A 25281-nucleotide genomic window follows, 5' to 3' on the forward strand; every position below is an offset into this window, starting at 1 on the left:
CTTCCCGGAAGGGGCTCGGCACCTTGTGTGCCGGGCCCCTTTCCGCTGCCCCGGGTGCGAACCTCCCGGGTGCGAACGCCCCGGCTAGGAGCAGACCTTGCCGTCCTTCGGCACGGTCCCCTTCAGCAGATAGGCGTTCACGGTCGAGTCCACGCAGTCGCTCCCGCTCCCGTACGCCCCGTGTCCCTCGCCCTTCCAGGTCAGCTCCACGCCGACGCCCTTGCCCAGCTCGTCCGCCATCCGCCGGGCCCCCTCGTACGGCGTCGCCGGGTCGCCCGTGTTGCCGACCACCAGTACCGGTGCCGCACCGGGCGCGCTCACCTCCGGGGTGTCGTACTGCCCGGCCACCGGCCAGTCGTGGCACCAGCCGGCCGTGTCCCAGCCGAGGAAGGAGCCGAACACGGGGGAGATCTTCTCGAACGCGGGCAGCTGCTTCTTCGTCTCCGCGAGCGTGGGCCGCTGCTTGTCGTCCAAGCACGATATGACCCGTTGGGCATGGGTGGTCGTGCCGTAGTGCCCCGAGTCGTCACGGTCGTTGTAGCCGTCCGCGAGGGCCAGCAGCTCCGAGCCGTCGCCCTGCTCGGCCGCCTCCAGCGCGCTGGTCAGGGTGGGCCAGCTGGACTTGCTGTAGAGCGGCAGGATGATGCCGGTGACGGCGAGCGACTGGGTCAGCTTCCGGCCGGCCGCCGCGGGCAGCGGGTCGGCGTCGATCCGGTCCAACAGCTTCACGATCTTCCGCGTGCCCTGCGCGGGATCCTGGCCGGTGGACTTCAGGTAGTTGTCCAGTGCCCGCTGGAAGCCGAGGGCCTGGTTCTTCGCGTGTCCGACGGCGTCGGCGGTCGGGTCGACCACCGCGTCCAGGACCAGCCGCCCCACGTTCTTCGGGAACAGGTGGGCGTAGACACCGCCGAGCTGGGTGCCGTACGAGATCCCGAAGTAGTGCATCTCGGAGTCGCCGAGGACCTGGCGCATCAGGTCCATGTCGCGGGCCGAGTCGGTGGTGGAGACATGCGCCATCAGCGGGCCGGCGTCCTTCGCGCAGCCCTTGCCGAAGTCGGTGGCGTCCTGGAAGTAGGCCCGCTCCTCCGCCGGGGTGTCCGGGGTGATGTCCACCGACTCGGATGCCTGGATCGCCTTGTCGTCGCGGCAGCGGACGCCCTCGCTGGCACCGGTCCCGCGCGGGTCCCAGCTCACCAGGTCGTACCGCTCGCGCAGGAGGGAGACGAGAGGGGCGTACGCCGGCATCGTCGACACACCCGAGGCCCCCGGGCCGCCGAAGTTGAACAGCAGCGAGCCGATGCGCTTGCCGCCGCGGGCCTCGGCGCGGATCAGGGCGAGGTCGATCGTCTCGCCGTCCGGCTTCGACCAGTCCAGGGGCGCCTTCAGCGTGGCGCACCGCCAGTCGTTGCCGGGCGCGGGGCCCTCCCCGGTGGCCTTGCAGCGCTTCCAGCCGAGCTTCTGCGCGGTCAGCGACGAGGGCAGTGCCTTCGCGTCGGTCGTGGTGGAGGAACCGGCCGACGGCCGGGCCGTACCCGTGTCCCCGCCGCTCCCGCCGTCACCGGACGAGCCGCCGCTGCACCCCGCCGTCAGCAGTGTGGCGGCCGCGGCCAGTGCCGCCCACCGTGCGCATCGCGCCATTGCGTTCCCCCCTCACAAGCCGTCCGCACGGAACAGCGGATGGCGATGTGACCATCGTAGGCCGGGCCCGCGAAACTCCGTCCGGGCCTGTGGATAACTCTCTGACCAGCTGGTTCACGTCAGGACCTGGTCGTTCGTCAGGAGCAGACGGTGCCCGCCGCCGGTACCTTCCCGGTCAGGAGATAGCCGTTCACCGCGTCCAGGACGCACTTGTTCTTGCTGTCGTACGCCCCGTGCCCCTGCCCCTTGTACGTCAGCTCGACCCCGACGCCCTCACCGAGCGCCTCCACCATCTTGCGGGCGCCCTCGTACGGGGTGGCCGGGTCGCCGGTGTTGCCGACGACGAGGATCGGCGCCGAGCCGGCCGCGCTCACGTCGGGATGGTCGGCGGCGCCCGCCACCGCCCAGTCGGTGCAGCTCACCATCGACCAGGCCAGGAAGTCGCCGAACAGCGGGGAGGCGGCACGGAACTCGGGCAGCCGCCGCTCCACGTCGGCCGCGGTGTACCGGGGCTTGTCGTCGGCGCAGTTGATGGAGATGTTGGCCGCGGTGATGTTGCTGTACTCGCCGTTGTCGCTCCGCCCGTTCATCGAGTCGGACAACAGCATCAGGACCCGGCCGTCGCCGTCGTAGGCCTGCTCCAGGCCCTCGACGAGGTACTCCCAGAAGTCCTTCGAGTACAGCGACTGCGCGATGCCGTTGGTCGCGGCGGTCTGGGTCAGCAGGCGCCGGCCGATGCCGGGGATCGGCTTCTTGTCGAGGTCCGCGAGCAGCTTGGCGATGCGGCTCTTGACGTCCTGCGCGGTGTCGCCGACAGGGCAGTCCTCGGTCTTGGAGGTGCAGTCCTCGGCGAAGTTGTCGAGCGCGAGCTGGAAGCCCTCGGCCTGTCCGAGCGAGCCCTGCTCGCTGGTCTGCGTCGGGTCGACCACCCCGTCGAAGACCGCGCGGCCCACGTTCTTCGGGAACAGGTGGGCGTAGACACCGCCGAGTTCGGTGCCGTACGAGATGCCGAAGTAGTGCAGTTTCCGGTCGCCGAGGACCTGGCGCATCAGGTCCATGTCGCGGGCCGCGTCGGTGGTGCGCACATGCGGCAGCGTCTTCTTGGAGTTGTCCTCGCAGGCCGCGTTGAACTCCTTGGTGTTGTCCATCAGAGCGGTGCGCTCGGCCGAGTCGTCCGGGGTCCAGTCCTGCTCGAAGTACACGTCGAGCTGAGGGTCGTTCAGGCACTCCACGGGCGCGCTGCGGCCGACCCCGCGCGGGTCGAAGCTCACCAGGTCGTAGCGGGTGCGCAGTGTCGCGTAGTCGGTGCCGAAGGCGGGCAGTGTGGTGACGCCCGAGCCGCCGGGGCCGCCGAAGTTGAAGACGAGCGAGCCGATGCGCCGGTCGGCGGAGCCGCTGGCCTTCGCCCGGACCAGCGCGATGCCGATCGTGTCGCCCTTGGGCTTCGCCCAGTCCAGGGGCGCCTTCATGGTGGCGCACTGCCAGGTGTCGCCGCCGGGGAGCGGCGACGGCGCGTCACCGCCGCCCTCCGCCTGCGACGGGGCCGGGCAGTCCTTCCAGCTGAGTTTCTGCGCCGACAGGTCCTCGTCCTTGGAGTCGTCGCCGCAGCCGGCCAGCGTGCAGGACAGCAGCAGGGCGGTCGCGGTCAGGGCGGCGGCACGCAGTCGAGGGGGTTTCGGCATGACCCCATCCTGCGGTCACGCGCGCGGAGATGCTCGGGGCGCGAGCCGTACGAGGTACGTGGTGCGGAACAGGCGGTACGTGGTGCGGAACAGGCGGTACGAGGCGCGGAACAGGTGCCGTGCGCTACAGCGCGCCCTTGCGCGAGAGATGGTTGAAGGCCAGCCAGCCCGGCAGCACCGGCAGCCACAGCGTCAGCAGACGGAACAGCAGGACGGCCGGGGCGGCGACCTCCTTGGGCAGGCCCACGGCGATCAGACCGACCGTCAGAGTCGCCTCCACGGCGCCCACGCCGCCCGGCGTCGGGGCGGCCGAGCCGAGCGCGTTGCCCGCAAGGAAGACGACGGCGACGCTGGCGATGCTGAGCGAGGTCGACTCGTCGCCGAACGCGCGGATCGACGCGTCCAGGCACATCACGAAGCAGGCCGTCAGCAGCAGCATGCCGCCGATGCCGGTGACCAGCTTCTGCGGCCGCTGGAGCACGTCCAGCATGCGCGGCACGACACCCGCGAACAGCGACCTCACGCGCGTGACGACGAACTTCCTGAGGAACGGCACCGAGGTGACCACCAGCACCAGCACCGCCACCGTCAGCAGACCGGCGATGACCGTCCGGGACGGCGACAGCGACGGTGTCTTCTCGGTGCCGGTCAGATAGCCGAAGGACAGCAGCATCACGATGTGGCAGCCCAGCCCGAACAGCTGCGAGGCGCCGACGCTCGCCACCGCGAGGCCCGGCCGCACGCCCTGGCGTTGCAGGAAGCGCGTGTTGAGGGCCACGCCGCCCACCGCGGCCGGTGCGACGATCTTCACGAACGAACCGGCGACCTGGGCCGCGACCGTCCGCAGGAACCCGACCCGCTCGGGCACGAAGCCGAGCAGCGCCATGGCCGCGGCGAAGTAGCTGGCCGCAGAGAACAGCACGGCCGCGGCGACCCAGCCCCACTCGGCGTTGGCGACGAGCGGCCCGAACTCGATGTGGGTGAGCTGCGTCAGCAGGAAGTACGCGCCGAAGGCGCCGGCGATGAAGCTGATCAGCGTGCGCGGCTTCACCCGCTCCAGTCGGGCCGGTTCGACCGGGGCCTGCGGCCGGATCAGCAGCACCTCGTGGCGGATCTGGGTCAGCAGATCCTCCTCGCGGGCTTCCTCCAGGGCCTCGTCGATGGCCCGCTTCTCGGCCCGCGCCTCCGCCTTGACGGTCTTCTTGTCGGGCTTCTCCAGTACCGGCCTGGTGTCCTCGGTCGCCTCCTCCAGGCGGTCCTGCTTGGCCTGCCGGGACGCCTCCAGGACCGCCTCGCGCTCGCGCTGCGCCCGTTCCCTGGCGAGTCTGCGCAGCGTCGCGCGCGTGGAGCGCGTCAACGCGATCGGCTGGAGCATCGGAAGGCAGTCGGCCACCGCGTCGGGGCCGAGGACGTCGACCGCCGAGGCCACCGCCCGCTCCGCGCCCGCCAGCAGCCCCAGGGTCGTCACGAGCTGGGCGACGTCCATGCGCAGCAGCAGGGTGCTGGCCGCGATCTCGCCGCCGCGCAGGTCGGTGAGGATCACCGCGCCGGAACGATCCACCAAGATCGCGTCACCCGCGAGCCTGCGGTGTGCGATGCGCCGTGACTGGAGGGCCTGCACCTGGCGCCAGGTGTTGCGCAGCAGTTCGTCGGTGATCTCGTCCTCGGCCAGCGACTCCAGCGTGCGCCCGCCGGTGTGCTCGTAGACGAGCATCACCGCGTCCGGGCCGAGTTCGGAGGTGGCGATCAGCTTGGGCGCGTTGGCACCGGCCGCGATGGCCGCGTAGGCGAGCAGGGCCTCCTGCTCCAGCGCCTGGCGCAGCGACTGGAGGCTGCTGCGGGTGGCGAAGCCGCGCAGGGTGAGGTTGCGCCACACGCGGTAGAAGAAGCCCTGCGCCTGCTGCTCCCGGTCGACGACCGTCACGTCCAGCGGGCGGCCGTCCTCCAGGGTGACGAAATAGCGCCGGCCCCGGTCGCCGTTCTCCGCGGACTCCAGCGCCTCCTCGCGGGCCGCGCCGACCGGGTGGAAACCGACGGTCCTGAGGCCCGCCATGAGCGTCTGCCCGGTGGGCCGGACGTTGGGGGAGCCGACGGCGTACAGCGTGCCGTAGGCGACCGTCCAGCCGATCAGCACCGTCAGGATGATCGAGAACGGGGTGGTGTAGCCGGTGACGAGCATCGAGAACGCGTCGAGGCACAGCACGATCCACAGCACCGCACGCCAGCGCGGCCTGCGGGACATGCCGACGGCCGTCATATAGGCGATGACGGGCGCCAGATAGCCGTGCACGGGGTCGGTGAGGGCGTGGATGTCACCGGGGGAGGGCTGGGTGAGCGCCTCCTGGATCGAGTCGGGGGCGCCCTTGGCGACCCACAGGTCGGTGGCGAGCGTCACACCGTGGGCCAGGACCGCGGCGAGCACGCCGTCGGCGATCCGCAGCCCGTCGCGCTTGATCAGCCGCTCGATCGCGAACGCGACCGGGACCAGGAGGATCGCGATGCTGGAGGCCAGGCCTGCGATCTTGATCAGCAGATCGGGTGCCTGGCCGGTGCCCTTGTTGATGTCCTGTTCGAGGCCCGAGGTGGTGCCGTGCGCGAACGCGGCGATCGCCAGCAGGACGACGACGGCGAGTACGCCGACCAGCAGCCGCATCAGGTCGGAGGGCCGGTGCACGCGCGCGGGGAGCAGCGGCTCGTCGCCCTCCACCTCGTCGGCGTGCGCCTCTTCGTCGACGCACGTCTCCTCGGCCTCGGCGGCGTCCGGGCGCGACGAAGCGTCAGAGGTGCTCTCGGCGTCCTCCGGGTGCACACCCTGTGGCTTCATCGTCTCTTCTTGATCTCGTATCACCAGTCACCGCCCGCACGATGGTGGCATGCCCCACCGACACACGGAGGTGTCAGGGTGCACCTGCGGGGGCGCACAGTCTGCCGGAAGCGCCGTCCATGGGCGAGGGATACGCACGGTCGCGAGCCCGTCACATTGTCGGTGGGGTGGGGCAGGATGGGGCGGATGAGCGAGCAGAGCCTTCCTCACGACGCCCGCCCGGAGTACGCGGACACGCTGCCGGAGTACGCCGAGCGGGTCCTCGACGTGGCCGAACGCATTCCGCCCGGGCGCGTCATGACGTACGGCGACGTCGCCGAGTGGCTGGAGGAGGGCGGACCGCGTCAGGTGGGCCGGGTGATGGCCCTGTACGGCGGGGCCGTCCCCTGGTGGCGTGTCGTCCGCGCGGACGGCGCCCTGCTTCCCGGGCACGAACTGCGGGCCCTCGACCAGTACCGGGCCGAGGGCACGCCCCTGAAGGAGGCGAGCCGGGCCGCCGAGGGCCATCTGCCGCGCCTCGACATGAGACGGGCGCGCTGGGACGGCGGCGATCGTGCGGAGGGTCACACCTGACAGCTTCCGGCATCCCCCGGGCGCAGGGGCACCCTGACGCCCGTACGGGGGAAACGGGGCACGTCCGTGGCATGACGTACGTTCGTGGGGTGAGGGGCGTGCGGGTCGCGAGCGTCGCGTGGGACGTACGGGCCACGCGGGAAGAATCGGAAGCCCTGCTTCCGCACCGGGCGTCGGCGTAGCGTCGGCGGCACACGTCCCCCTCATCCCCCGTCCACCGCCCTCCACGCGCGGCGGGCCGCCCAACAGCACACCCACCAGGACCGGCGAACCACGTGAGCTCCTCTTCCTCCACCAGGCGCCTGTCGCACCCCCAGGTGCGACAGGGGACCCGTGGCGCTTACCGGCTGGTCCGTACCCCGCCGGCCCGTGTGGCTCCCCCTCGTCTGGACGCCGCCCAGCGCGCGGTGGTTGAGCACGGCACCGGCCCGCTGCTCGTCCTCGCAGGTCCGGGTACCGGGAAGACCACCACGCTCGTCGAGTCGGTGGCGTCACGCATCGCCCGTGGCGGGGACCCCGCGCGCGTGCTCGTGCTGACGTTCAGCCGCAAGGCGGCCGTCGAGCTCCGCGACCGCATGGCCCTGCGCACCGGAGCGGCCCGCGCCCCGCAGGCGACGACCTTCCACTCCTTCTGCTACGCCCTCGTCCGCGCCCACCAGGACAGCGACCTGTTCGTCGAGCCGCTGCGGCTGCTGTCCGGACCCGAGCAGGACGTCGCCGTACGTGAACTGCTCGCGGGCCAGCCCGACCTGGAGCGGCTCGGCCTCGCCCATGTGCGCTGGCCGGACGAGCTGCGCGCCTGCCTGACCACCCGCGGCTTCGCCGACGAGGTCCGCGCGGTCCTCGCCCGCAGCCGCGAACTGGGCCTCGGACCGGACGCCCTGGACGCCTTCGCCCACCGCATCGGCCGCCCCGACTGGCGGGCCGCGGCCGCCTTCCTCGCCGAGTACCTCGACGTCCTCGATCTCCAGGGCGTCCTCGACTACGCCGAACTGGTCCACCGCGCGGTCCTCCTCGCCCGCCGCCCCGAGGTCGCCGCGCGACTCGCCGCGCAGTACGACGCCGTGTTCGTCGACGAGTACCAGGACACCGACCCGGCCCAGGTACGGCTGCTGCAGGCCCTGGCCGGCGGCGGCCGCACCCTCGTCGCGTACGGCGACCCCGACCAGTCGATCTACGCGTTCCGCGGCGCGGACGTGAACGGCATCCTCGACTTCCCGCACGCCTTCCCGCGCGCGGACGGCCGCCTGGCCCCGGTCGAGGTGCTGCGCGTCTCCCGCCGCTCCGGCACCGAGCTCCTCGCCGCGACCCGGCTGGTCACCCAGCGCATGCCGCTGACCCGGCTGCCTGCGGACAAGGTCCGCGCCCACCGCGAACTCGCCCCGGTCCGGGACGGGGGGCGCGTGGAGGTCTACACGTACCCGACGTCCGGCACCGAACTGGACAACATCGCGGACATCCTGCGCCGGGCCCACCTGGAGGACGGCGTCCCGTGGGGCGAGATGGCCGTCCTGCTGCGCGCCGGGTCCCGCACGATCCCGACGGTGCGGCGCGCGCTCACCGCGGCCGGGGTCCCGCTGGACATCGACGGCGACGATCTGGCCCTGCGGCACGAGCCTGCGGTGGCGCCGTTGCTGACGGCGCTTCGGGCGGTGGCGGTGGCGGCAGCGGAGGCGGCGGGGAGTGCCGTACGGCCTGAAAAGGTACGGCCTGAAGAGGTACGGCACGACGAGCCGGGGTCCGACGAGTCGCGCCCCGACGAGGCCGCCGTCGCCGAGGAGCCGCACTCGGACGAGGAAGCCGCCCCCGAAGACCCCCCGCCCGACACCTCCTGGCTCGACACCGAGACCGCCCTCACCCTTCTCACCTCCCCCCTCGCCGGCCTGGACGCCGCCGACCTGCGCCGTCTCGGGCGTGCTCTGCGGGACGAGGAGCGGGCCGGCGGCAACGCCCTGCCGCCGCCCTCGGACGAACTGCTCGCGCGGGCCCTCGCCGAGCCTGAGCGGCTGGCCGTGCACGACCCGGTGTACGCGCGCGGTGCCCAGCGGCTCGGCGCGCTGCTCGGGAAGGCCCGTGAGCGCCTGGCGGGCGGCGGCAGTGCCGAGGAGGCGCTGTGGGACCTGTGGGAGGGCACACCGTGGCCCGGGCGTCTGGAGCGGGCCGCCCGGCGCGGTGGCGCGGCGGGACGCAACGCGGACCGTGACCTCGACGCGGTCTGCGCGCTGTTCGCGACGGCCGCGCGCGCGGAGGAGCGCACCGGGGGCCGGGGTGCACTGAACTTCCTGGAGGAGATCGACTCCGAGGACATCGCCGCCGACACCCTCACCCGGCGTGCCGTCCGCCCCGACGCCGTCCGCCTGATGACCGCGCACCGCTCCAAGGGCCTGGAGTGGCGCCTGGTCGTCGTCGCCGGCGTCCAGGAGGGCCTGTGGCCGGACCTGCGCCGCCGGGGCTCCCTCCTGGAGGCCGACCGCATCGGCCGCGACGGACTCGCCGAACCGCTCACCCCGGGCGCCCTGCTCGCCGAGGAGCGCCGCCTGTTCTACGTGGCCGCCACGCGTGCGCGTGAGCGACTGGTCGTCACCGCGGTGAAGGCCCCCGCCGACGACGGCGACCAGCCCTCCCGCTTCCTGACCGAACTCGGCGTCGAACCCAAGGACGTGACGGGCCGCCCGCGCCGCCCGCTGTCCGTCGCCGCCCTGGTCGCCGAGCTCCGCGCCACCACCGTCGACCCGCGCGTCTCCGACACCCTCAGGGAGGCCGCCGCGCGGCGACTGGCCAGGCTCGCCGCCCTCGCCGACGAGGACGGCCGCCCGCTCGTGCCCTCGGCCCACCCCTACCGCTGGTGGGGCATGTTCGAGCCGACCGAGTCCAAGGTGCCGCTGCGCAACCGCGACCAGCCCGTCGTGCTCTCCGGCAGCGCCCTCGACCAGTTGGCCAACACCTGCGCCCTCCAGTGGTTCCTGGGCCGCGAGGTGAAGGCCGACGCGCCCGCGACGGTCGCCCAGGGCTTCGGCAACGTCGTGCACGTCCTGGCCGACGAGGTCGCCTCCGGGCACACCCCGGCCGACCTCGCCGTCCTTATGGAGCGCCTCGACTCCGTGTGGAACGCGCTCGCCTTCGACGCGCCCTGGAAGTCGGCGCAGGAGAAGGAGAACGCGCGCGTGGCGCTCGAACGCTTCCTGAAGTGGCACGTCATGGACCGCACCGGCCGCACGCCGGTGGCCAGCGAGCACGACTTCGACGTCACCCTGGAGGCCGGCGAGGTCGAGGTGCGCATCCGCGGCCAGATGGACCGCGTCGAGGCCGACGGCGAGGGACGCGCGTACGTGGTCGACTTCAAGACCGGCAAGCAGCCCGTGAGTTCCGCCGAGGTGGAGCACCACCCCCAGCTCGCCGTCTACCAGCTCGCCGTCCGCGAGGGCGCCGTCGACGAGGCCTTCGATGGCGTACGGCCCGAACCGGGCGGTGCCGAACTCGTCCAGCTGCGCCAGGGCGCCCCCAAGCGCGACGGCGGCGAGACCCTGCCCAAGGTGCAGGCCCAGGAGCCGCTGGCGGGGGAGTGGGTCGGCGACCTGCTCGCCACGGCGGCCGGCAAGGTCCTCGACGAGCGGTTCACACCGAACGCCGGGCAGCACTGCACGCACTGCGCGTTCCGGGCGTCGTGCAGCGCGCAGCCGGAGGGACGGCACGTGGTGGAGTGAGGTGGGCATGCCGGTGTGAGCGGTCGCACCTCGGGTGCTGACCTGCGCTTCTTCCGGATCGGGAGGTCACCCGAGGGGCGATTCGTCCTCCGTTGTCAGTGCGCGCCGCTAGCCTCTCCGACATGGCCGCCCGTATCACCGATCCCGATCAGCTCAAGGAGCTCCTCGGCATCCCGTTCACCCCGGAGCAGACGGCCTGCATCATCGCGCCGCCCGCCCCGCAGGTGATCGTGGCCGGTGCCGGATCGGGCAAGACCACGGTGATGGCGGCCCGCGTGGTCTGGCTGGTCGGCACAGGCCAGGTCGCCCCCGAGCAGGTCCTCGGCCTGACCTTCACCAACAAGGCCGCCGGTGAACTCGCGGAGCGGGTCCGCAAGGCGCTCGTCAAGGCGGGCGTCACCGACCCCGACGTCATCGACCCGGACAACCCGCCGGGCGAGCCCGTGATCTCCACCTACCACGCCTTCGCGGGCCGTCTGCTGACCGACCACGGCCTGCGCATCGGCCTGGAGCCGACCTCCCGGCTGCTCGCCGACGCCACCCGCTTCCAGCTCGCCGCGCGTGTGCTGCGCGAAGCCCCGGGCCCCTACCCGGCCCTCACCCGCTCCTTCGCCGACCTGGTCAGCGACCTCCTCACCCTCGACGCCGAACTCGCCGAACACCTGGTCCGCCCCGAGCGGTTGCGGGCCTACGACGCCGAGCTGCTGCTCACCCTCCAGCGCGCCAAGCTCACCAACGACACCCTGCGCAAGGTTCCCGAGACTGCCGCCGCCCGCCGTGAACTCGCCGAGCTGGTCGTCCGCTACCGCGCCGCCAAACGCGAACGCGACCTGCTCGACTTCGGCGACCAGATCGCCCTGTCCGCGCGCCTCGCCGGAATCCCCGAGGTGGGCGGCGCCCTGCGCGGGGAGTTCAAGGTGGTGCTCCTCGACGAGTACCAGGACACCTCCGTCGCCCAACGCGTCCTCCTGGCGGGCCTGTTCGGCGGCGGCACCGGACACCCCGTCACCGCCGTCGGCGACCCCTGCCAGGCCATCTACGGCTGGCGCGGCGCCTCCGTCGCCAACCTCGACGACTTCCCCGAGCACTTCGCCCACCCCGACGGCCGCCCCGCCACCCGCCAGGCGCTCAGCGAGAACCGCCGCAGCGGCGGCCGCCTCCTCGACCTCGCCAACGGCCTCGCCGAGCCCCTGCGCGCCATGCACGCGGGCGTGGAGGCCCTCCGCCCGGCTCCGGGCGCCGAACGCGACGGCCTGGTGCGCTGCGCCCTGCTGCCCACCCACGCGGAGGAGATGGACTGGCTGGCGGACTCCATCGCCCATCTCGTACGGACCGGAAAGGCACCCGGCGAGATCGCCGTCCTGTGCCGCACGGCGACCGACTTCGCCGAGATCCAGGGCGCGTTGGTCGCGCGGGACGTCCCCGTGGAGGTGGTGGGACTCTCCGGCTTGCTGCACCTGCCCGAGGTCGCCGACCTGGTCGCCGTCTGCGAGGTCCTCCAGGACCCCGGCGCCAACGCCGCCCTGGTCCGCCTGCTGACCGGTCCCCGCTGGCGCATCGGCCCCCGCGACCTCGCCCTCCTCGGCCGCCGCGCCCGGCGCCTGGTGTCCCACGCGCGCGTGGACGGCGACGACGACCCGGACCGCCGGCTCGCCGAGGCGGTCGAGGGGGTCGACCCGGCCGAGGTGATATCGCTCGCGGACGCCCTGGAGACCTTCCTGGAGACGCCCCTCTACGGCGACGACGAGGACGACGACGGGCTGCCCTTCTCACCGGACGCGCGCGTGCGGTTCGCCCGCCTGGCCGCCGAACTGCGCGACCTGCGCCGCTCGCTCGCCGACCCCCTGATGGACGTCCTGCACCGCGTCCTCGCCGTCACCGGCCTGGAGGTCGAACTGTCGGCGTCCCCGCACGCACTGGCCGCCCGCCGCCGCGAGACCCTGTCCAACTTCCTCGACATCGCCGCCTCGTTCGCGGCCGGGGACAACGAAGCGACCCTGCTCGCCTTCCTCGCCTTCCTGCGCACCGCCGCCCAGTACGAGAAGGGCCTCGACAACGCCCTCCCGGGCGGCGAGAACACCGTCAAGGTGCTCACCGCGCACAAGTCCAAGGGCTTGGAGTGGGACGTCGTCGCCGTCCCCGGTCTGGTCACCGACACCTTCCCGAGCGCCAAGGGCCGCGAGAAGTGGACCGCACAGGGCAAGGTGCTGCCACACGCCCTGCGCGGCGACACCGCGACCCTGCCCGACATCGCCTCCTGGGACTCACGCGGCATGAAGGCCTTCCACGAGGCCATGAAGGACCACCAGCACACCGAGGAACTCCGCCTCGGCTACGTCACCTTCACCCGCCCCCGCTCCCTCCTCCTCGGCTCCGGCCACTGGTGGGGGCCGTCCCAGAAGAAGCCCAGGGGACCGTCCGACTTCCTCCAGGCCCTCCACGACCACTGCGCGGCCGGCCACGGCGAGATCGAGGCCTGGGCCGACGAGCCCGCCGAGGACGAGGAGAACCCGGCGCTGCACAGCCGGACCGAGGACCAGGTCTGGCCCCTGCCGCTCGACGACACCGCTCTGGCCCGCCGCCGGGCGGCCGCCGAGACTGTCCTGGCCCACCTGGAGCGGCTCGCCTCCCACACGGACACCCACCCCGCGGCCGTACACGACCCGGACGTCCACGACGACCCCGAGTGGCCGCCACCGCCGGACGACGAGGAACCGCCGTACGCCGAGGAGCCCCCCTTCGACGACGAGCCCGTCGGCGAGGATCCCTCTGAGGACTGGGACACCTGGACGACGGACCGCCCGGCCGTCCCGCACCAGGCGGCGGCCCCGGAGACCGCCGCCGCCCCGGCCCGCCCCCACCCCGCGGACCGGGAACCCCTCACCCCCGAGGAGGCCCGCACCGTGGCCTCCTGGGACCGCGACCTCGACGCCCTCGCCGGCGAGCTGCTGCGCGCGCGGGAAGCCGTCACCGACGTACCGCTGCCCGTGTCGCTCACCGCGTCCCAGGTGCTCCGCCTGGCCGCCGACCCGGACGGGCTCGCGCAGGAGCTCGCGCGCCCCATGCCACGCCCTCCACAACCCGCCGCACGCCAGGGCACCCGATTCCATGCCTGGGTCGAGGCCCGCTTCGAACCCCTGACCCTGCCCATGCTGGAGCCGGACGACCTGCCGGGCAGCGACGCCGAGATCGCCGACGAACGCGACCTGGAAGCCCTCAAGGACGCCTTCGAACGCACCGAGTACGCCCACCGGCCGCCCCACCGCGTCGAGACGTCCTTCCAGCTCGCCATCGCGGGCCGGGTGGTCCGGGGCCGGATCGACGCCGTCTACCGGGAGACCGACGGGGAGACGACGACGTACGAGATCGTCGACTGGAAGACCGGCCGCAACCGCACCGCCGACCCCCTCCAGCTCGCCGTGTACCGGGTGGCCTGGGCCGAGCAGCAGGGTGTGCCTGTGGAATCGGTCACGGCCGCGTTCCTGTACGTCCGCACCGGAGAGGTCGTACGGCCGCGCAACCTGCCCGACCGGGCCGCGCTGGAGCGGCTGTTGGCCCAGGAACCGGGCGGGTCGGCGCGGGGTTCCGTACCAGCAAACTGTGAGGAACCGCCCAACGAGGATGTCGGTGCGGGCCGATAGGCTCATGACCATGAGCCACCCCGTTGACAGTGCCGTCAGCGCCGTCCGTACGTATATCGAGCAGCACCGCGCCGTCTTCCTCGACGACCTCACCGAATGGCTGCGCATCCCGTCCGTCTCGGCCCAGCCCGACCACGAACCCGATGTGCGCCGCAGCGCCGACTGGCTCGCCGCCAAGCTCAAGGAGACCGGCTTCCCCACGGCCGAGGTCTGGGAGACCCCGGGCGCGCCCGCCGTCTTCGCCGAGTGGCCCGCCGAGGACCCCGCGGCGCCCACGGTCCTCGTCTACGGCCACCACGACGTACAGCCCGCCGCCCCCGAGGACGGCTGGGACAGCGACCCCTTCGAGCCGGTCGTCCGCGACAACCGCCTCTACGCGCGCGGGGCGGCCGACGACAAGGGCCAGGTCTTCTTCCACACCCTCGGCGTCCGCGCCCACCTCGCCGCCACCGGCCGCACCGCCCCCGCGGTGCACCTGAAGCTGCTGATCGAGGGTGAGGAGGAGTCCGGCTCACCCCACTTCCGTGCCCTCGTCGAGGAGAACGCCGAAAGGCTCGCCGCCGACGCCGTGATCGTCTCCGACACCGGCATGTGGGACGAGAACACCCCCACGGTGTGCACCGGCATGCGCGGTCTCGCCGAGTGCGAGATCCGGCTGTACGGGCCCGACCAGGACATCCACTCCGGTTCCTTCGGCGGCGCCGGCCCCAACCCGGCCACGGCCGCCGCCCGCCTCGTCGCCGCCCTGCACGACGACCACGCGCGCGTGACGGTCCCGGGCTTCTACGACGGCATCGTCGAGCTCACCGACCGCGAGCGCGAACTCCTCGCCGAGCTGCCCTTCGACGAGGGGCAGTGGCTGAGCACCGCCAGGTCGTACGCCACCCACGGCGAGGCCGGACACAGCACCCTGGAGCGGATCTGGGCCCGCCCCACCGCCGAGGTCAACGGCATCGGCGGCGGCTACCAGGGCCCCGGCAGCAAGACGATCATCCCGTCCTCCGCGATGGTGAAGCTCTCCTTCCGGCTGGTCGCCGGTCAGGACCCCGACCACGTCGAGCGGGCCGTGCGGGCCTGGGCCGCCGAGCAGGTGCCCGCCGGGATCCGCACCGAGATCACCTTCGGTGCCGCCACGCGCCCGTGCCTGACCCCGCTGGACCACCCGGCCCTGCGGTCCGTCGTACGGGCCATGGGCCTGGCCTTCGACAAGCCGGTCCGCTTCACCCGCGAGGGCGGCTCAGGACCCGCCGCAGACCTCCAGGAAGTCCTCGGCGCACCCGTCCTCTTCCTCGGCATCTCCGTCCCCTCCGACGGCTGGCACGCGCCGAACGAGAAGGTCGAGCTGGATCTGCTCCTCAAGGGCGTCGAGACCGCCGCCCATCTGTGGGGCGACCTCGCCGAGCACTGGCGCCATGCGCCCTGACCGTCCCGCGCCGTCCGGAGCGGCGGTGAGCGCGCGGCACACTGGAAGAGCCGCCCCGCACCGCCGCACCCCGCCGGACCCGGTCGCCTCCCGCCGTACGTCCCGCCGAACCGCCCGCCGAAACAATCCGCTGCACCGGGGGAGTTGGAAGCACTCGTGACCACCTGGACCGACCACACCGCCGACCGTCCTGTCTCGCTCACCGCCCCGAGCGGCATCGACCGCGCCGCGCACCACCGGCTCGACGAGGCCTGGCTCGCGGCGGCGTGGAGCCACCCCACGACCCGCTGTTTCGTGGTCTCCGGCGGTCAGGTCCTCGTCGACGAGACGGCGGACGGCCGTACCGAACTCGTCATGACCCCGTCCTTCGAGGCCCCGCTCACCGAGGCGCACCGCTACTTCCTCGGCATCGACGAGGAGGGCGTGCGCTACTTCGCGCTCCAGAAGGACGCCCTGCCCGGGCGCATCGACCAGTCGGCGCGCCCGGCCGGTCTGCGCGAGGCCGGACTGCTGCTGTCCGCGCGGGACGCCGGACTGATGGTGCACGCGGTCGGCCTGGAGAACTGGCAGCGCACCCACCGCTTCTGCTCCCGCTGCGGCGAGCGCACGGTCATCGCGGCGGCCGGGCACATCCGCCGCTGCCAGGCCTGCGGCGCCGAGCACTACCCGCGCACCGACCCGGCCGTGATCATGGCGGTCACCGACGAGGAGGACCGCATCCTGCTCGGCCGCCAGGTGCACTGGCCCGAGGGCCGCTTCTCCACGCTCGCCGGTTTCGTGGAGCCCGGCGAGTCCATCGAGCAGTCGGTGCGCCGTGAGGTCTTCGAGGAGGCCGGGGTCACCGTCGGGCAGGTCGAGTACGTCGCCAGCCAGCCCTGGCCGTTCCCCTCCAGCCTGATGCTCGGCTTCATGGCCCGCGCCACCTCGACGGAGATCAACGTCGACGGCGACGAGATCCACGAGGCCCGCTGGTTCTCCCGCGACGACCTGGCCGCAGCCTTCGAGTCCGGCGAGGTCCTCCCGCCGTACGGCATCTCGATCGCGGCCCGTCTGATCGAGCTCTGGTACGGCAAGCCGCTGCCGACGAGGAGCTTCGTCTGAGGGACGGGCGAGCCCCGCCAGACGGAAGAAGGCGGTCCCTGAAGCGCCTCAGGGACCGCCTTCCGGACTGTGTGTCCGTGGTGCGTACTACGCGCCGACCTTCTGCTTCACCTGCGCGAGCGACGGGTTCGTCAGCGTCGAACCGTCGGCGAACAGCACGGTGGGGACCGTCTGGTTGCCGCCGTTCGCCTTCTCGACGAACGCCGCCGACTCCGGGTCCTGCTCGATGTTGATCTCGGTGTACGCGATGCCCTCGCGGTCCAGCTGCTTCTTCAGCCGCTGGCAGTAACCGCACCACGTGGTGCTGTACATCGTCACAGTGCCCTGCATGTCTCGCGCGCTCCTCTGGTGGCTCGGGGAAGAGGTCGTCCAGAGAGGGAACGTATGCGACCGGGCCGCCATTCCCGACCCGGGGACCCCGACCAGGTGACGCCTGCCGCATTAGTACGACTGCGAGCACCTGCCTGTGGACAACCGGCTCACCCGTCTCCGCCGACCTGGCAGCATGGCGGTGTGACAGCAGCAACGCACTCCACCCTCTTCCCGCGCACACCGGACACCCCCGACGCGGTGCTCGAAGGGCTCGACCCCGAGCAGCGCGAGGTGGCCACCGCCCTGCACGGCCCGGTGTGTGTGCTGGCGGGCGCCGGCACCGGCAAGACCCGGGCGATCACCCACCGCATCGCCTACGGGGTGCGGGCCGGCATCCTCCAGCCCTCCAGCGTGCTCGCCGTCACCTTCACCAACCGCGCCGCGGGAGAGATGCGCGGGCGACTGCGCCAGCTCGGCGCCGGGGGCGTCCAGGCCCGGACGTTCCACTCGGCCGCCCTGCGCCAGCTCCAGTACTTCTGGCCCAAGGCGGTCGGCGGCTCGCTGCCCCGGCTCGTCGACCGCAAGATCCAGCTCGTCGCCGACGCGGCCGCCGCCTGCCGCATCCGCCTGGACCGGGGCGAGCTGCGGGACGTCACCGGAGAGATCGAGTGGTCCAAGGTCACCCAGACCGTGCCCGCCGACTACGCCCTCGCAGCCGCGAAGGCCGGCCGTGAGACCCCCCGAGCGCCCGCCGAGATCGCCCAGCTCTACGCCGCCTACGAGGATCTCAAGCGTGACCGTGCCGTCATCGACTTCGAGGACGTGCTGCTGCTGACCGTCGCCATCCTCCAGGACCGGCACGACATCGCCGACCAGGTGCGTTCCCAGTACCAGCACTTCGTCGTCGACGAGTACCAGGACGTCAGCCCGCTCCAGCAGCGCCTGCTGGAACTCTGGCTGGGGCGCCGGGACAACCTGTGCGTCGTCGGCGACGCCAGCCAGACGATCTACTCGTTCACAGGAGCAACTCCCGACCATCTTCTCGACTTCCGCACCCGCCACCCCGGGGCCACCGTCGTCAAGCTGGTCCGCGACTACCGCTCCACCCCCCAGGTCGTCCACCTGGCCAACGGCCTCCTCTCCCAGGCCCGCGGCCGCGCCGCCGACCACCGGCTGGAACTGATCTCGCAGCGCAAGGGAGGCCCCGAGCCCGTCTACACCGAGTACACCGACGAGCCCGCCCAGGCCGGGGGCGCCGCCCGCCGCATCCGGGACCTCATCGGCGCGGGCGTCCGGGCCAGCGAGATCGCCGTGCTGTTCCGCACCAACTCCCAGTCCGAGACCTACGAACAGGCCCTCGCCGACGCCGGGGTCCCCTATCAGCTGCGGGGCGCCGAGCGGTTCTTCGACCGGCCCGAGGTGCGCAGGGCCATCGTCAACCTCCGGGCGGCGGCCCGCTTCGGGGGCAACGACTCCCGGCTGGACGACGCCGACGACCTGCCCTCCCAGGTGCGTGCCGTGCTGTCGGGCGAGGGCTGGACCACCGAGCCGCCCGCCGGCTCCGGGGCCGTCAGAGAGCGCTGGGAGTCGCTGGCCGCGCTGGTGAACCTCGCGCAGGACTTCGCCGCGGCCAAAGCCGCCGCAGGAACCACAGGGACCCCCGGGATCACAGGGACCGCTGCCGACACCGCTGCCGACACCGCAGCCGTATCCGGTGCCACCCTGGCCGACCTCGTCGCCGAACTCGACGAGCGGGCAGGCGCCCAGCACGCCCCGACCGTCGAGGGCGTCACCCTCGTCTCCCTGCACTCCGCCAAGGGCCTGGAGTGGGACGCCGTCTTCCTGGTCGGGGTCGCCGAGGGCATGATGCCGATCACCTACGCCAGGACCGACGAACAGATCGAGGAGGAGCGCCGGCTCCTCTATGTCGGCGTCACCCGCGCCCGCGAGCGCCTCCATGTCTCCTGGTCGCTCTCCCGCTCGCCCGGCGGCCGTCCCAACCGCCGCCCCAGCCGGTTCCTCGACGGACTGCGCCCCGGCTCCACCGGGACCGTGGGGCGCAGCGCCGCGGTCGGCTCCGGAGGCGTCGAGCGGGGCTTCACGAGTCCCGTGGGCGCCGTCCCGAGACGCACCCAGCGCACCCCGGCCCGCTGCCGGGTCTGCGGGCGCACGCTCACCGACGCCGGCGAGATGAAGCTGATGCGCTGCGAGGACTGTCCCTCCGACATGGACGAGGGGCTCTACGAGCGGTTGCGCGACTGGCGCGCGGTGCAGGCGCAGCGCACCGGGCAGCCCGCCTTCTGCGTCTTCACCGACAAGACACTGATGGCGATCGCCGAGGGCGTCCCCGACGACGAGCACGAGCTGGCGCGGATCCCCGGCGTCGGCATGCGCAAGCTCAACCGGTACGGAGCCGATGTGCTGGCCATCTGCGCAGGCCGAGAGGTGGCGGAGGACGCGGACGGGGACTGATTTCAACTCGTCGAAAAAATAGTTTGCGCATGCCCCAGCAATCCCCATAGGTTCTTAGCCACGGGGACGGAGGCCTTCTCGGAGGCCCTGATTCCGTGTTCTACTTGCATATCCGTCGGACTGCGGCTCACACCGCGGTCCCCCGAGACGCCGAGAGGAGGCGATTCCAGTGATCAGCATCAACACCAGCTCCACCAGCACGGCCAAAATGACCGATCGCTCGGTCGTCTCCACGTGCATGCTCGGCGTTTCGAACCTGGGCACCGGTCTGTCCGGCATTTCTGCCGCTCGCCCGGCGTCCTCCCTGTCTCTCGCGGTCCTTCCCGTCCGTGAGCGCAATGAGCGACCGACGAAGGCACTGGAAGCAGTAGTGGCACAGGCACACGCCTATGCCTTTGCGGCGGCCGGTGCCGGATTCCGGAAGCAGACGACGCAGCACCACCAGATGTGGGCCTTCCGTGGGCCAGAACCCTGGAGTGATCCAGCCTGATCGACTCAGGCCGGCGCCTTCAGGGCCGCGGAACCCCATCCGGGATCCGCGGCCCTTCTGTTTTCCCCGAACGGGGAGAGCGGAGTGAAGGGGCCTCGGGACAAGAAAAGAACCCGGTACCAAGCCGACTACCGGTCCAACAGGGCCGGACCGACCAGACGAGGAAGACGAACCGTGCAACTCGAAGCGCACGCCCCGTCCGTACCGCCTTCCGAAACGATCCCCCCGCCCGGCCTCACGGAGGACTCCACCTTGACCCCGCTCACGGCGCTCACCGCGCTCGACGACGCCATCGAGAACCTCGGCGTACCCGTCCCCTGCCGTTCCTACGACCCGGAGGTCTTCTTCGCCGAGTCGCCGGCCGACGTCGAGTACGCCAAGTCCCTCTGCCGTACCTGCCCGCTGATGGAGGCCTGCCTCGCCGGCGCCAAGGAGCGGCGTGAGCCCTGGGGCGTCTGGGGTGGCGAGCTGTTCGTCCAGGGTGTCGTCGTCGCCCGGAAGCGGCCGCGTGGCCGCCCGCGCAAGAACCCGGTCACGGCATGAACACCGCAGGAACGATCGACCGCCCCCTCACGAACGACCCCAAGAAGCAGGCCCCGATGAAGCCGTCCACAGGCGAGCCCACCGGCTCCGCGACCCCAGACTTCACCACCACCGGCGCGACCGGCTCGCGTCAGAACAGGACCCGAGAGATGCAACTCATCCCAGAAGCCCTGGCTCGTGCGCATATGCACGACCGGCTGCATGAGGCCGAGCGGGAACGCCGGGCCGCGCGCCTGGTGACCGCTCGCCGGATGCAGCGCCGCGCCGAGCGCGCCTCGCGGCGCGCCCGCCGCGCGCTCGCCATGGCGGTCATGCAGTAATCGACCCAGCAGTATCCCCGCGGGGGCCGGTCCGACCGAACGGACCGGCCCCCGCGGTGCGTTGTGCCCGCGCGGGCGCCGGACGCGGAGTTATCGTCGGCGCGTGACGAGTCCTTCCGGAGGCAGTGACAGCGACGGCTCCGCCGCGGAGCCGGACACCCTCGTGTGCGCCCGCTGCGGCACACGGGCCGAGGGCCCGCAGCCCACCTGGACCTGCTCCCTGGAGAACGGCGACCGCCAGTACTTCTGCGACGCCTGCTCCCGGGAGAACCTCAGGGCCATCGAGGGACGGCTGGACTCGGCCTGGTGGTAGGGGAGCGGCTCACGCCGGCGCGGCCGACTCCTCCTCGCCCGCTTCGTCCTCCGCCACGAAGCCCGGCAGCCACTCCTCCAGTTCCTCGCGCAGCCGGACCGTCGCGCCCAGCTGGCACAGCACCCCGATGGTGCTCAGGGTGACCCGGTGTATCAGCAGGTACGCCGGGGGGAGGTTGAGCTGCTTGCCCAGCTGGTGGGCGGGGGAGCGGGGGTCGGCGATGCGGGCCGCCTGGCTGCGCATCCAGCCGCGGGTGAAGGTGAACGCCTCGACCTGGGCCGGTTCGATGATCGGCAGCAGGTAGTCGAGGACGGCGTCGGGGTCCAGCTCTATGGACTTCTTGACGAAACCCTCCGAACACAGGAGGTCGTAGACGGCCTCGGCGTCGCCGTCCAGCGTCAGCCGCAGGGATGTGCCGATGGTGTCGGGCAGGCCGCCCGGGAGGCGGTCGACCGTGCCGAAGTCCAGGACACCCAGCCGCCAGTCCTCCTGGCCGTCCGGGCCGCCGGGCAGGAGGCGGAAGTTGCCCGGGTGCGGGTCGGCGTGCAGGAGGCCGGTGCGGGCGGGGCCGGAGAAGAGGAAGCGGGCCAGCAGCTGGCCGGCGCGGTCGCGCTGCTCCTCGGTGCCGTCGGAGATCACCTCCGACAGGGGCACGCCGTCGATCCACTCCGTGACGAGGACCTGGTCGCTCTGGTGGACCACGGCCGGCACCACGACGTCCGGGTCGTCCGCGAACTCCTCGGCATGGGCCTGCTGGGCCTGTGCCTCCAGGGCGTAGTCGAGCTCCTCCGAGACCCGGTCGCGCAACTCGGCGATCAGCGGCTTGATGTCGATGCCGGGGACGAGCGGCCCCAGCAGACGGGCGAAGCGCCCCAGTTGGTTGAGGTCGGAGAGCAGGGCGTCGCCGGCACCCGGGTACTGGACCTTGACGGCCACCTCGCGTCCGTCGTGCCACACGGCCCGGTGCACCTGGCCGATCGACGCCGCCGCGGAGGGCTTGTCGTCGAACTCGATGAACAGCTCCTGCCAGTCCTCGCCCAGGCGCTCCTCCAGCACCGAGTGCACGGTGCGGGTCGGCATCGGGGGCGCCGCCTCCTGGAGCTTGGTCAGGGCCGCGCGGTAGGGGCCCGCGACCTCCTCGGGGAGCGCCGACTCGAAGACGGACAGGGCCTGCCCGAACTTCATGGCACCGCCCTTGAGCTCGCCGAGCACCTTGAACAGCTGGTCGGCGGTGCGCTGTTGCAGCTCGCGGCCGACGATCTCCGCGGACTCGCCCACGATCCGCTTGCCCAGTCCCCAGGTGGCCCGTCCGGCGAAGCCGAGCGGGAGCGCGGCGAGCTTGGCGGTACGGGTGACCGCCTTCCGGGGAAGATCAGACATGCGCCCTCCAGGTCCCAGCGGGCCGCGGTGAGTCAGCCTTTCGGCACGACTCGCCCGACGGCCGTTGCTCCGCCATTGTCTCGTGCGCGTCCTCTTCGTTGGGTGTGTGTTCTCCCTTACCTTTCTCCGCGGCTGCGCACGGGCATGCGGGATGCGGCCAGACCGGCCGCGCGTGCCAGCTCAGACCGGGCAGCGAGACCTCCCAGCGGGCGCCCGCGCTCGACGGGACGCGGCCGTCCAGGAAGGCGAGCGCGTGCGCGGCCGCCAGCCCCGCGACCGTGGTGGCCAGCGCCAGGTCGCAGGGGAGCGTCGGACGGTGTCTGGCCGAGCGCCACTGGGCGACCAGCCGGGGCCAGGCCTGGTCACGGTCGGTGCGCGCCTCGTGCAGACAGCCCGCGCAGCCCGTCTCGCCCGGCAGGACGAAGGGGCCGACCATGCCCGTCGCCTCCACCACGCCCGCGTACAGATGGGGTGTCCCGGACCGGACGAGGGGTTCGGCGCCGGCCGGGGCGGGCGCGTGCACGTCGACGTCGTCGCGCGGGGTGAGGATCACCAGGGAGAAACCGGGGTCGTCCGCCCCGGCCGAGGTCCGGGAGGTGCGGCGCGGGGCGCGGTCCGGGGCCGCCGTACCCACCACTCGGCGCGCGGCCACGTCCCTGCGGTCGCCGAGGGAGGCCGCGGGCAGCCCGCCCGGGGCCACGTCACCCGGTTCGACACGGCCGTGGTCCCGCACGTCGACCTCGCCGACACCGGCGCCCGAGAGCAGCGCCGCCAGTGTCACGCCGACCCGGCCGGCGCCCCTGATCTGTACGCGCAGTGAGCGGCGGGCGGCCAGGAGGCGGATCGCCTCGCCCGGTTCCGACGTGGTCAGGGAGAGCGAGGCCAGGTCGGGTGCCAGCCGGGCGAGGACCTCCTTCTTCCCGCGCAGGGTGTCCGCGGCGGGCCCGCCGCCCTTCGCGTCGTCGACCAGCCCGGCCCGCGCCAGCCGGCGCACCAGCGTGTCGACGTGGCCGTCCGGCAGGTCCATCCGGCGGCCCTCCTCCCGCAGCAGCGGCATGCTCCGTGTGCCGTTGAGCAGGTCGAGGAAGCTGCCCGTCGCGGTGTCCATCGGGCCCAGCGTCAGCGCGTGCGCCGGGGTCATCCCGAACTGCACGGTGTTGAGGTCGCGCCAGCCGCGCCGGAGCGCCGGCTTCACCAGCGGAACCATTGCTTGTGTGACAGGTGCGCGCATCACAGGCCCCCGAAATCCTCGTAGAACGTCCCCGTGGACCGGTGGGGCCGGGGCGATGGTCGGTCGCCCTTCCACCGGCGCTGCCAGCATGCCCGGACCCGGCCGTCACGTGCCGAAAGTTGTCCACAGGTGGGGGGTATTCGTCGTACAAATCAAACGCATGGTGGGCGATCGGAACCGAACCGTCCCGGAGTCGGGACTTCCCCCGTGTGCAGCGGGTAACGTCAGGGCGTGCCCGCCGACCCACTGCACCGCGCCGGAACGCCACAGCGCAGCACGACGAGTCAGCCGCCGAGCGGCTCGGGGGCGAGCGCGATCGAGGTACGCAGGAGCGCCCGGCGCCGCCGGACCGTCTCCGCCTACCGCGAGGGCGATCGCACCGTCGTGCTCATCCCTGCCCGGATGTCCGAGGCCGAGGAGCAACGCTGGGTGAGTGTCATGCTCGACAAACTGGCCGCCCAGGAGAGCAAACGGGTGCTCGGCGACGCAGAACTGTCCGAGCGCGCCCAGCGCTTGTCGGCCCAGTACTTCGAGGGCCGGGCGCGGCCCGCCTCGGTCCGCTGGGTCACCAACCAGAACACGCGCTGGGGCTCGTGCACCCCCTCCGAGGGCAGCATCCGGCTGTCGCACCGCCTTCAGGGGATGCCGGAGTACGTCGTCGACTACGTACTGCTCCACGAGCTGGCGCATCTGCTGGTGCCCGGACACGGGCCCCGTTTCTGGCGTTTGCTGGAGGCCTATCCGCGCACCGAGCGGGCCAAGGGCTACCTGGAGGGAGTGGTCGCCGCGGAGCGGTTGCCGCACCTGCCGACCGTCCGCGACGAGTGACTCCGGACTCGAACGGGTTTTTGTACCGGATCTGTACCGACCTCCACCGGTGTCCGAGTTTGCCGTTAGCCTGTCGCGACGCACTCGCATTCCGGATGGGGGACGGTCGTTACGCATGGCCAGGGAATTCCAACGCGGCCACAAGGCCAAGATCAGTGATCTGACCGCGGGCACGGATCTGTACGTGGGGGTACAGATCTCCGGACCCGGACTGACCTTCGACATCAGCTGCTTCGGCCTCGACACCGACGAACGGCTCTCCGACGACCGTTACTTCATCTTCTTCAACCAGCCCAAGTCCCCCGAGGACGCCATCCAGCTCCTGGGCGCCCAGGCCGGCGACACGGAGTCGTTCCGGGTCACCCTTGATCAGATCCCGTCGCAGATCCAGAAGCTGTCGTTCACGGCGACGATCGACGGCGACGGCCAGATGTCGCAGATCGCCCCCGGGTACGTGCGGATCGTCGCCGGCGGCGAGGAAGTGGCCCGGTACGCCTTCGACGGCAGCGAGTTCTCCACCGAGCGCGCCGTCATGCTGGGCGACCTGTATCTGAAGGACGTGTGGCGGTTCGCCGCGGTCGGCCAGGGCTTCGACGGCGGACTCGACGCGCTGCTGAAGAACTTCGGTGGCGAGGTCGCCGAGGAGGAGCCGGCGGCCCAGGCCGACGTCCCGGCCCAGCAGTCGGCCGCGCCCCAGGCACCGGCCTTCGCGCCGCCCTCGCAGGCCGCCGCACCGTCGGCCCCCGCCCCCGCTCCCGCCCCCGCGTTCGGCGCGCCGCCCGCCGCCGCTCCGGCCCCCTCGGTCC

At 72.4% G+C, this 25281-nt stretch carries 18 protein-coding genes; 12 read left to right on the plus strand and 6 right to left on the minus strand.

From position 1 onward, the window contains the following. Nucleotides 1-84: 84 nt before the first annotated feature. From G3I78_RS42705 to G3I78_RS42715, 3 genes are all read right to left on the minus strand, one after another. Nucleotides 85-1638 (minus strand): alpha/beta hydrolase, encoded by a 1554-nt coding sequence (locus G3I78_RS42705; RefSeq protein WP_164435110.1) that lies wholly within the window; start codon nucleotides 1636-1638, stop codon nucleotides 85-87. A gap of 137 nt (nucleotides 1639-1775) precedes the next feature. After that, nucleotides 1776-3320: an alpha/beta hydrolase gene (locus tag G3I78_RS42710; RefSeq protein WP_164435112.1), complete on the minus strand. Its 1545-nt coding sequence runs from the start codon at nucleotides 3318-3320 to the stop codon at nucleotides 1776-1778. Nucleotides 3321-3444: 124 nt separating this feature from the next. Continuing rightward, nucleotides 3445-6144 (minus strand): lysylphosphatidylglycerol synthase domain-containing protein, encoded by a 2700-nt coding sequence (locus G3I78_RS42715; protein ID WP_164435114.1) that lies wholly within the window; start codon nucleotides 6142-6144, stop codon nucleotides 3445-3447. 186 nt (nucleotides 6145-6330) lie between these two features. On the opposite strand from G3I78_RS42715, the gene G3I78_RS42720 reads away from it, so the two are divergent. The 5 genes from G3I78_RS42720 to nudC all read left to right on the plus strand — a co-directional run bounded on the left by G3I78_RS42720 (nucleotide 6331) and on the right by nudC (nucleotide 16586). Continuing rightward, a complete protein-coding gene (locus G3I78_RS42720) occupies nucleotides 6331-6717 on the plus strand; it encodes an MGMT family protein (protein ID WP_164435115.1) in 387 nt (128 codons plus the stop codon). Between the two features lie 275 nt (nucleotides 6718-6992). Further along, on the plus strand, nucleotides 6993-10421 hold the full coding sequence (locus tag G3I78_RS42725; protein ID WP_164435117.1) for an ATP-dependent DNA helicase: 3429 nt from the start codon (nucleotides 6993-6995) through the stop codon (nucleotides 10419-10421). Nucleotides 10422-10543: 122 nt separating this feature from the next. Then, nucleotides 10544-14062, plus strand: coding sequence for an ATP-dependent DNA helicase (locus G3I78_RS42730; protein WP_164435119.1), 3519 nt, complete (start codon nucleotides 10544-10546; stop codon nucleotides 14060-14062). Nucleotides 14063-14066: 4 nt separating this feature from the next. Then, complete coding sequence (locus G3I78_RS42735; protein WP_203616281.1) at nucleotides 14067-15485, plus strand: dipeptidase; 1419 nt, start codon at nucleotides 14067-14069, stop codon at nucleotides 15483-15485. 156 nt (nucleotides 15486-15641) lie between these two features. Next, complete coding sequence (gene nudC, locus G3I78_RS42740) at nucleotides 15642-16586, plus strand: NAD(+) diphosphatase (RefSeq protein ID WP_164435123.1); 945 nt, start codon at nucleotides 15642-15644, stop codon at nucleotides 16584-16586. An 87-nt stretch (nucleotides 16587-16673) separates the two neighbouring features. Here the strand turns inward: nudC and G3I78_RS42745 are convergent, their stop codons facing one another. Next, nucleotides 16674-16916 (minus strand): mycoredoxin, encoded by a 243-nt coding sequence (locus tag G3I78_RS42745; protein ID WP_007384560.1) that lies wholly within the window; start codon nucleotides 16914-16916, stop codon nucleotides 16674-16676. Between the two features lie 54 nt (nucleotides 16917-16970). Here G3I78_RS42745 and G3I78_RS42750 point away from each other — a divergent pair, with 54 nt between their 5' ends. From G3I78_RS42750 to G3I78_RS42770, 5 genes are all read left to right on the plus strand, one after another. Next, nucleotides 16971-19370, plus strand: a complete 2400-nt coding sequence (locus tag G3I78_RS42750; RefSeq protein ID WP_203616283.1) for an ATP-dependent DNA helicase UvrD2 — start codon at nucleotides 16971-16973, stop codon at nucleotides 19368-19370. A gap of 169 nt (nucleotides 19371-19539) precedes the next feature. Next, complete coding sequence (locus G3I78_RS42755) at nucleotides 19540-19860, plus strand: hypothetical protein (protein ID WP_164435125.1); 321 nt, start codon at nucleotides 19540-19542, stop codon at nucleotides 19858-19860. Between the two features lie 174 nt (nucleotides 19861-20034). Continuing rightward, on the plus strand, nucleotides 20035-20403 hold the full coding sequence (locus G3I78_RS42760; RefSeq protein WP_005480495.1) for a WhiB family transcriptional regulator: 369 nt from the start codon (nucleotides 20035-20037) through the stop codon (nucleotides 20401-20403). Further along, the gene (locus G3I78_RS42765) at nucleotides 20400-20723 is read left to right on the plus strand and encodes a hypothetical protein (protein WP_164435127.1); all 324 of its coding nucleotides are present in this window, start codon (nucleotides 20400-20402) and stop codon (nucleotides 20721-20723) included. Before G3I78_RS42760 ends, G3I78_RS42765 begins: the two co-directional genes overlap by 4 nt. Nucleotides 20724-20826: 103 nt before the next feature. Beyond that, entirely contained in the window at nucleotides 20827-21036 is a 210-nt protein-coding gene (locus tag G3I78_RS42770; protein ID WP_164435015.1) for a hypothetical protein, read from the plus strand. Nucleotides 21037-21045: 9 nt separating this feature from the next. Here G3I78_RS42770 and G3I78_RS42775 read toward each other — a convergent pair whose 3' ends face one another. Together G3I78_RS42775 and G3I78_RS42780 are read right to left on the minus strand one after the other, a co-directional pair. Continuing rightward, complete coding sequence (locus G3I78_RS42775) at nucleotides 21046-22416, minus strand: AarF/ABC1/UbiB kinase family protein (RefSeq protein ID WP_164435129.1); 1371 nt, start codon at nucleotides 22414-22416, stop codon at nucleotides 21046-21048. Then, entirely contained in the window at nucleotides 22409-23623 is a 1215-nt protein-coding gene (locus tag G3I78_RS42780; protein ID WP_164435134.1) for a TOMM precursor leader peptide-binding protein, read from the minus strand. Before G3I78_RS42780 ends, G3I78_RS42775 begins: the two co-directional genes overlap by 8 nt. 255 nt (nucleotides 23624-23878) lie before the next feature. On the opposite strand from G3I78_RS42780, the gene G3I78_RS42785 reads away from it, so the two are divergent. Both G3I78_RS42785 and G3I78_RS42790 read left to right on the plus strand, forming a co-directional pair. After that, nucleotides 23879-24475, plus strand: a complete 597-nt coding sequence (locus tag G3I78_RS42785; protein ID WP_164435135.1) for a M48 family metallopeptidase — start codon at nucleotides 23879-23881, stop codon at nucleotides 24473-24475. A gap of 115 nt (nucleotides 24476-24590) precedes the next feature. Beyond that, nucleotides 24591-25281 (plus strand): TerD family protein (locus G3I78_RS42790; RefSeq protein WP_164435136.1); only part of this gene is annotated, 691 nt, incomplete at its 3' end.

This window comes from Streptomyces sp. SID13726 (genome assembly GCF_010548375.1).
In the GTDB taxonomy this organism is placed as follows: domain Bacteria; phylum Actinomycetota; class Actinomycetes; order Streptomycetales; family Streptomycetaceae; genus Streptomyces.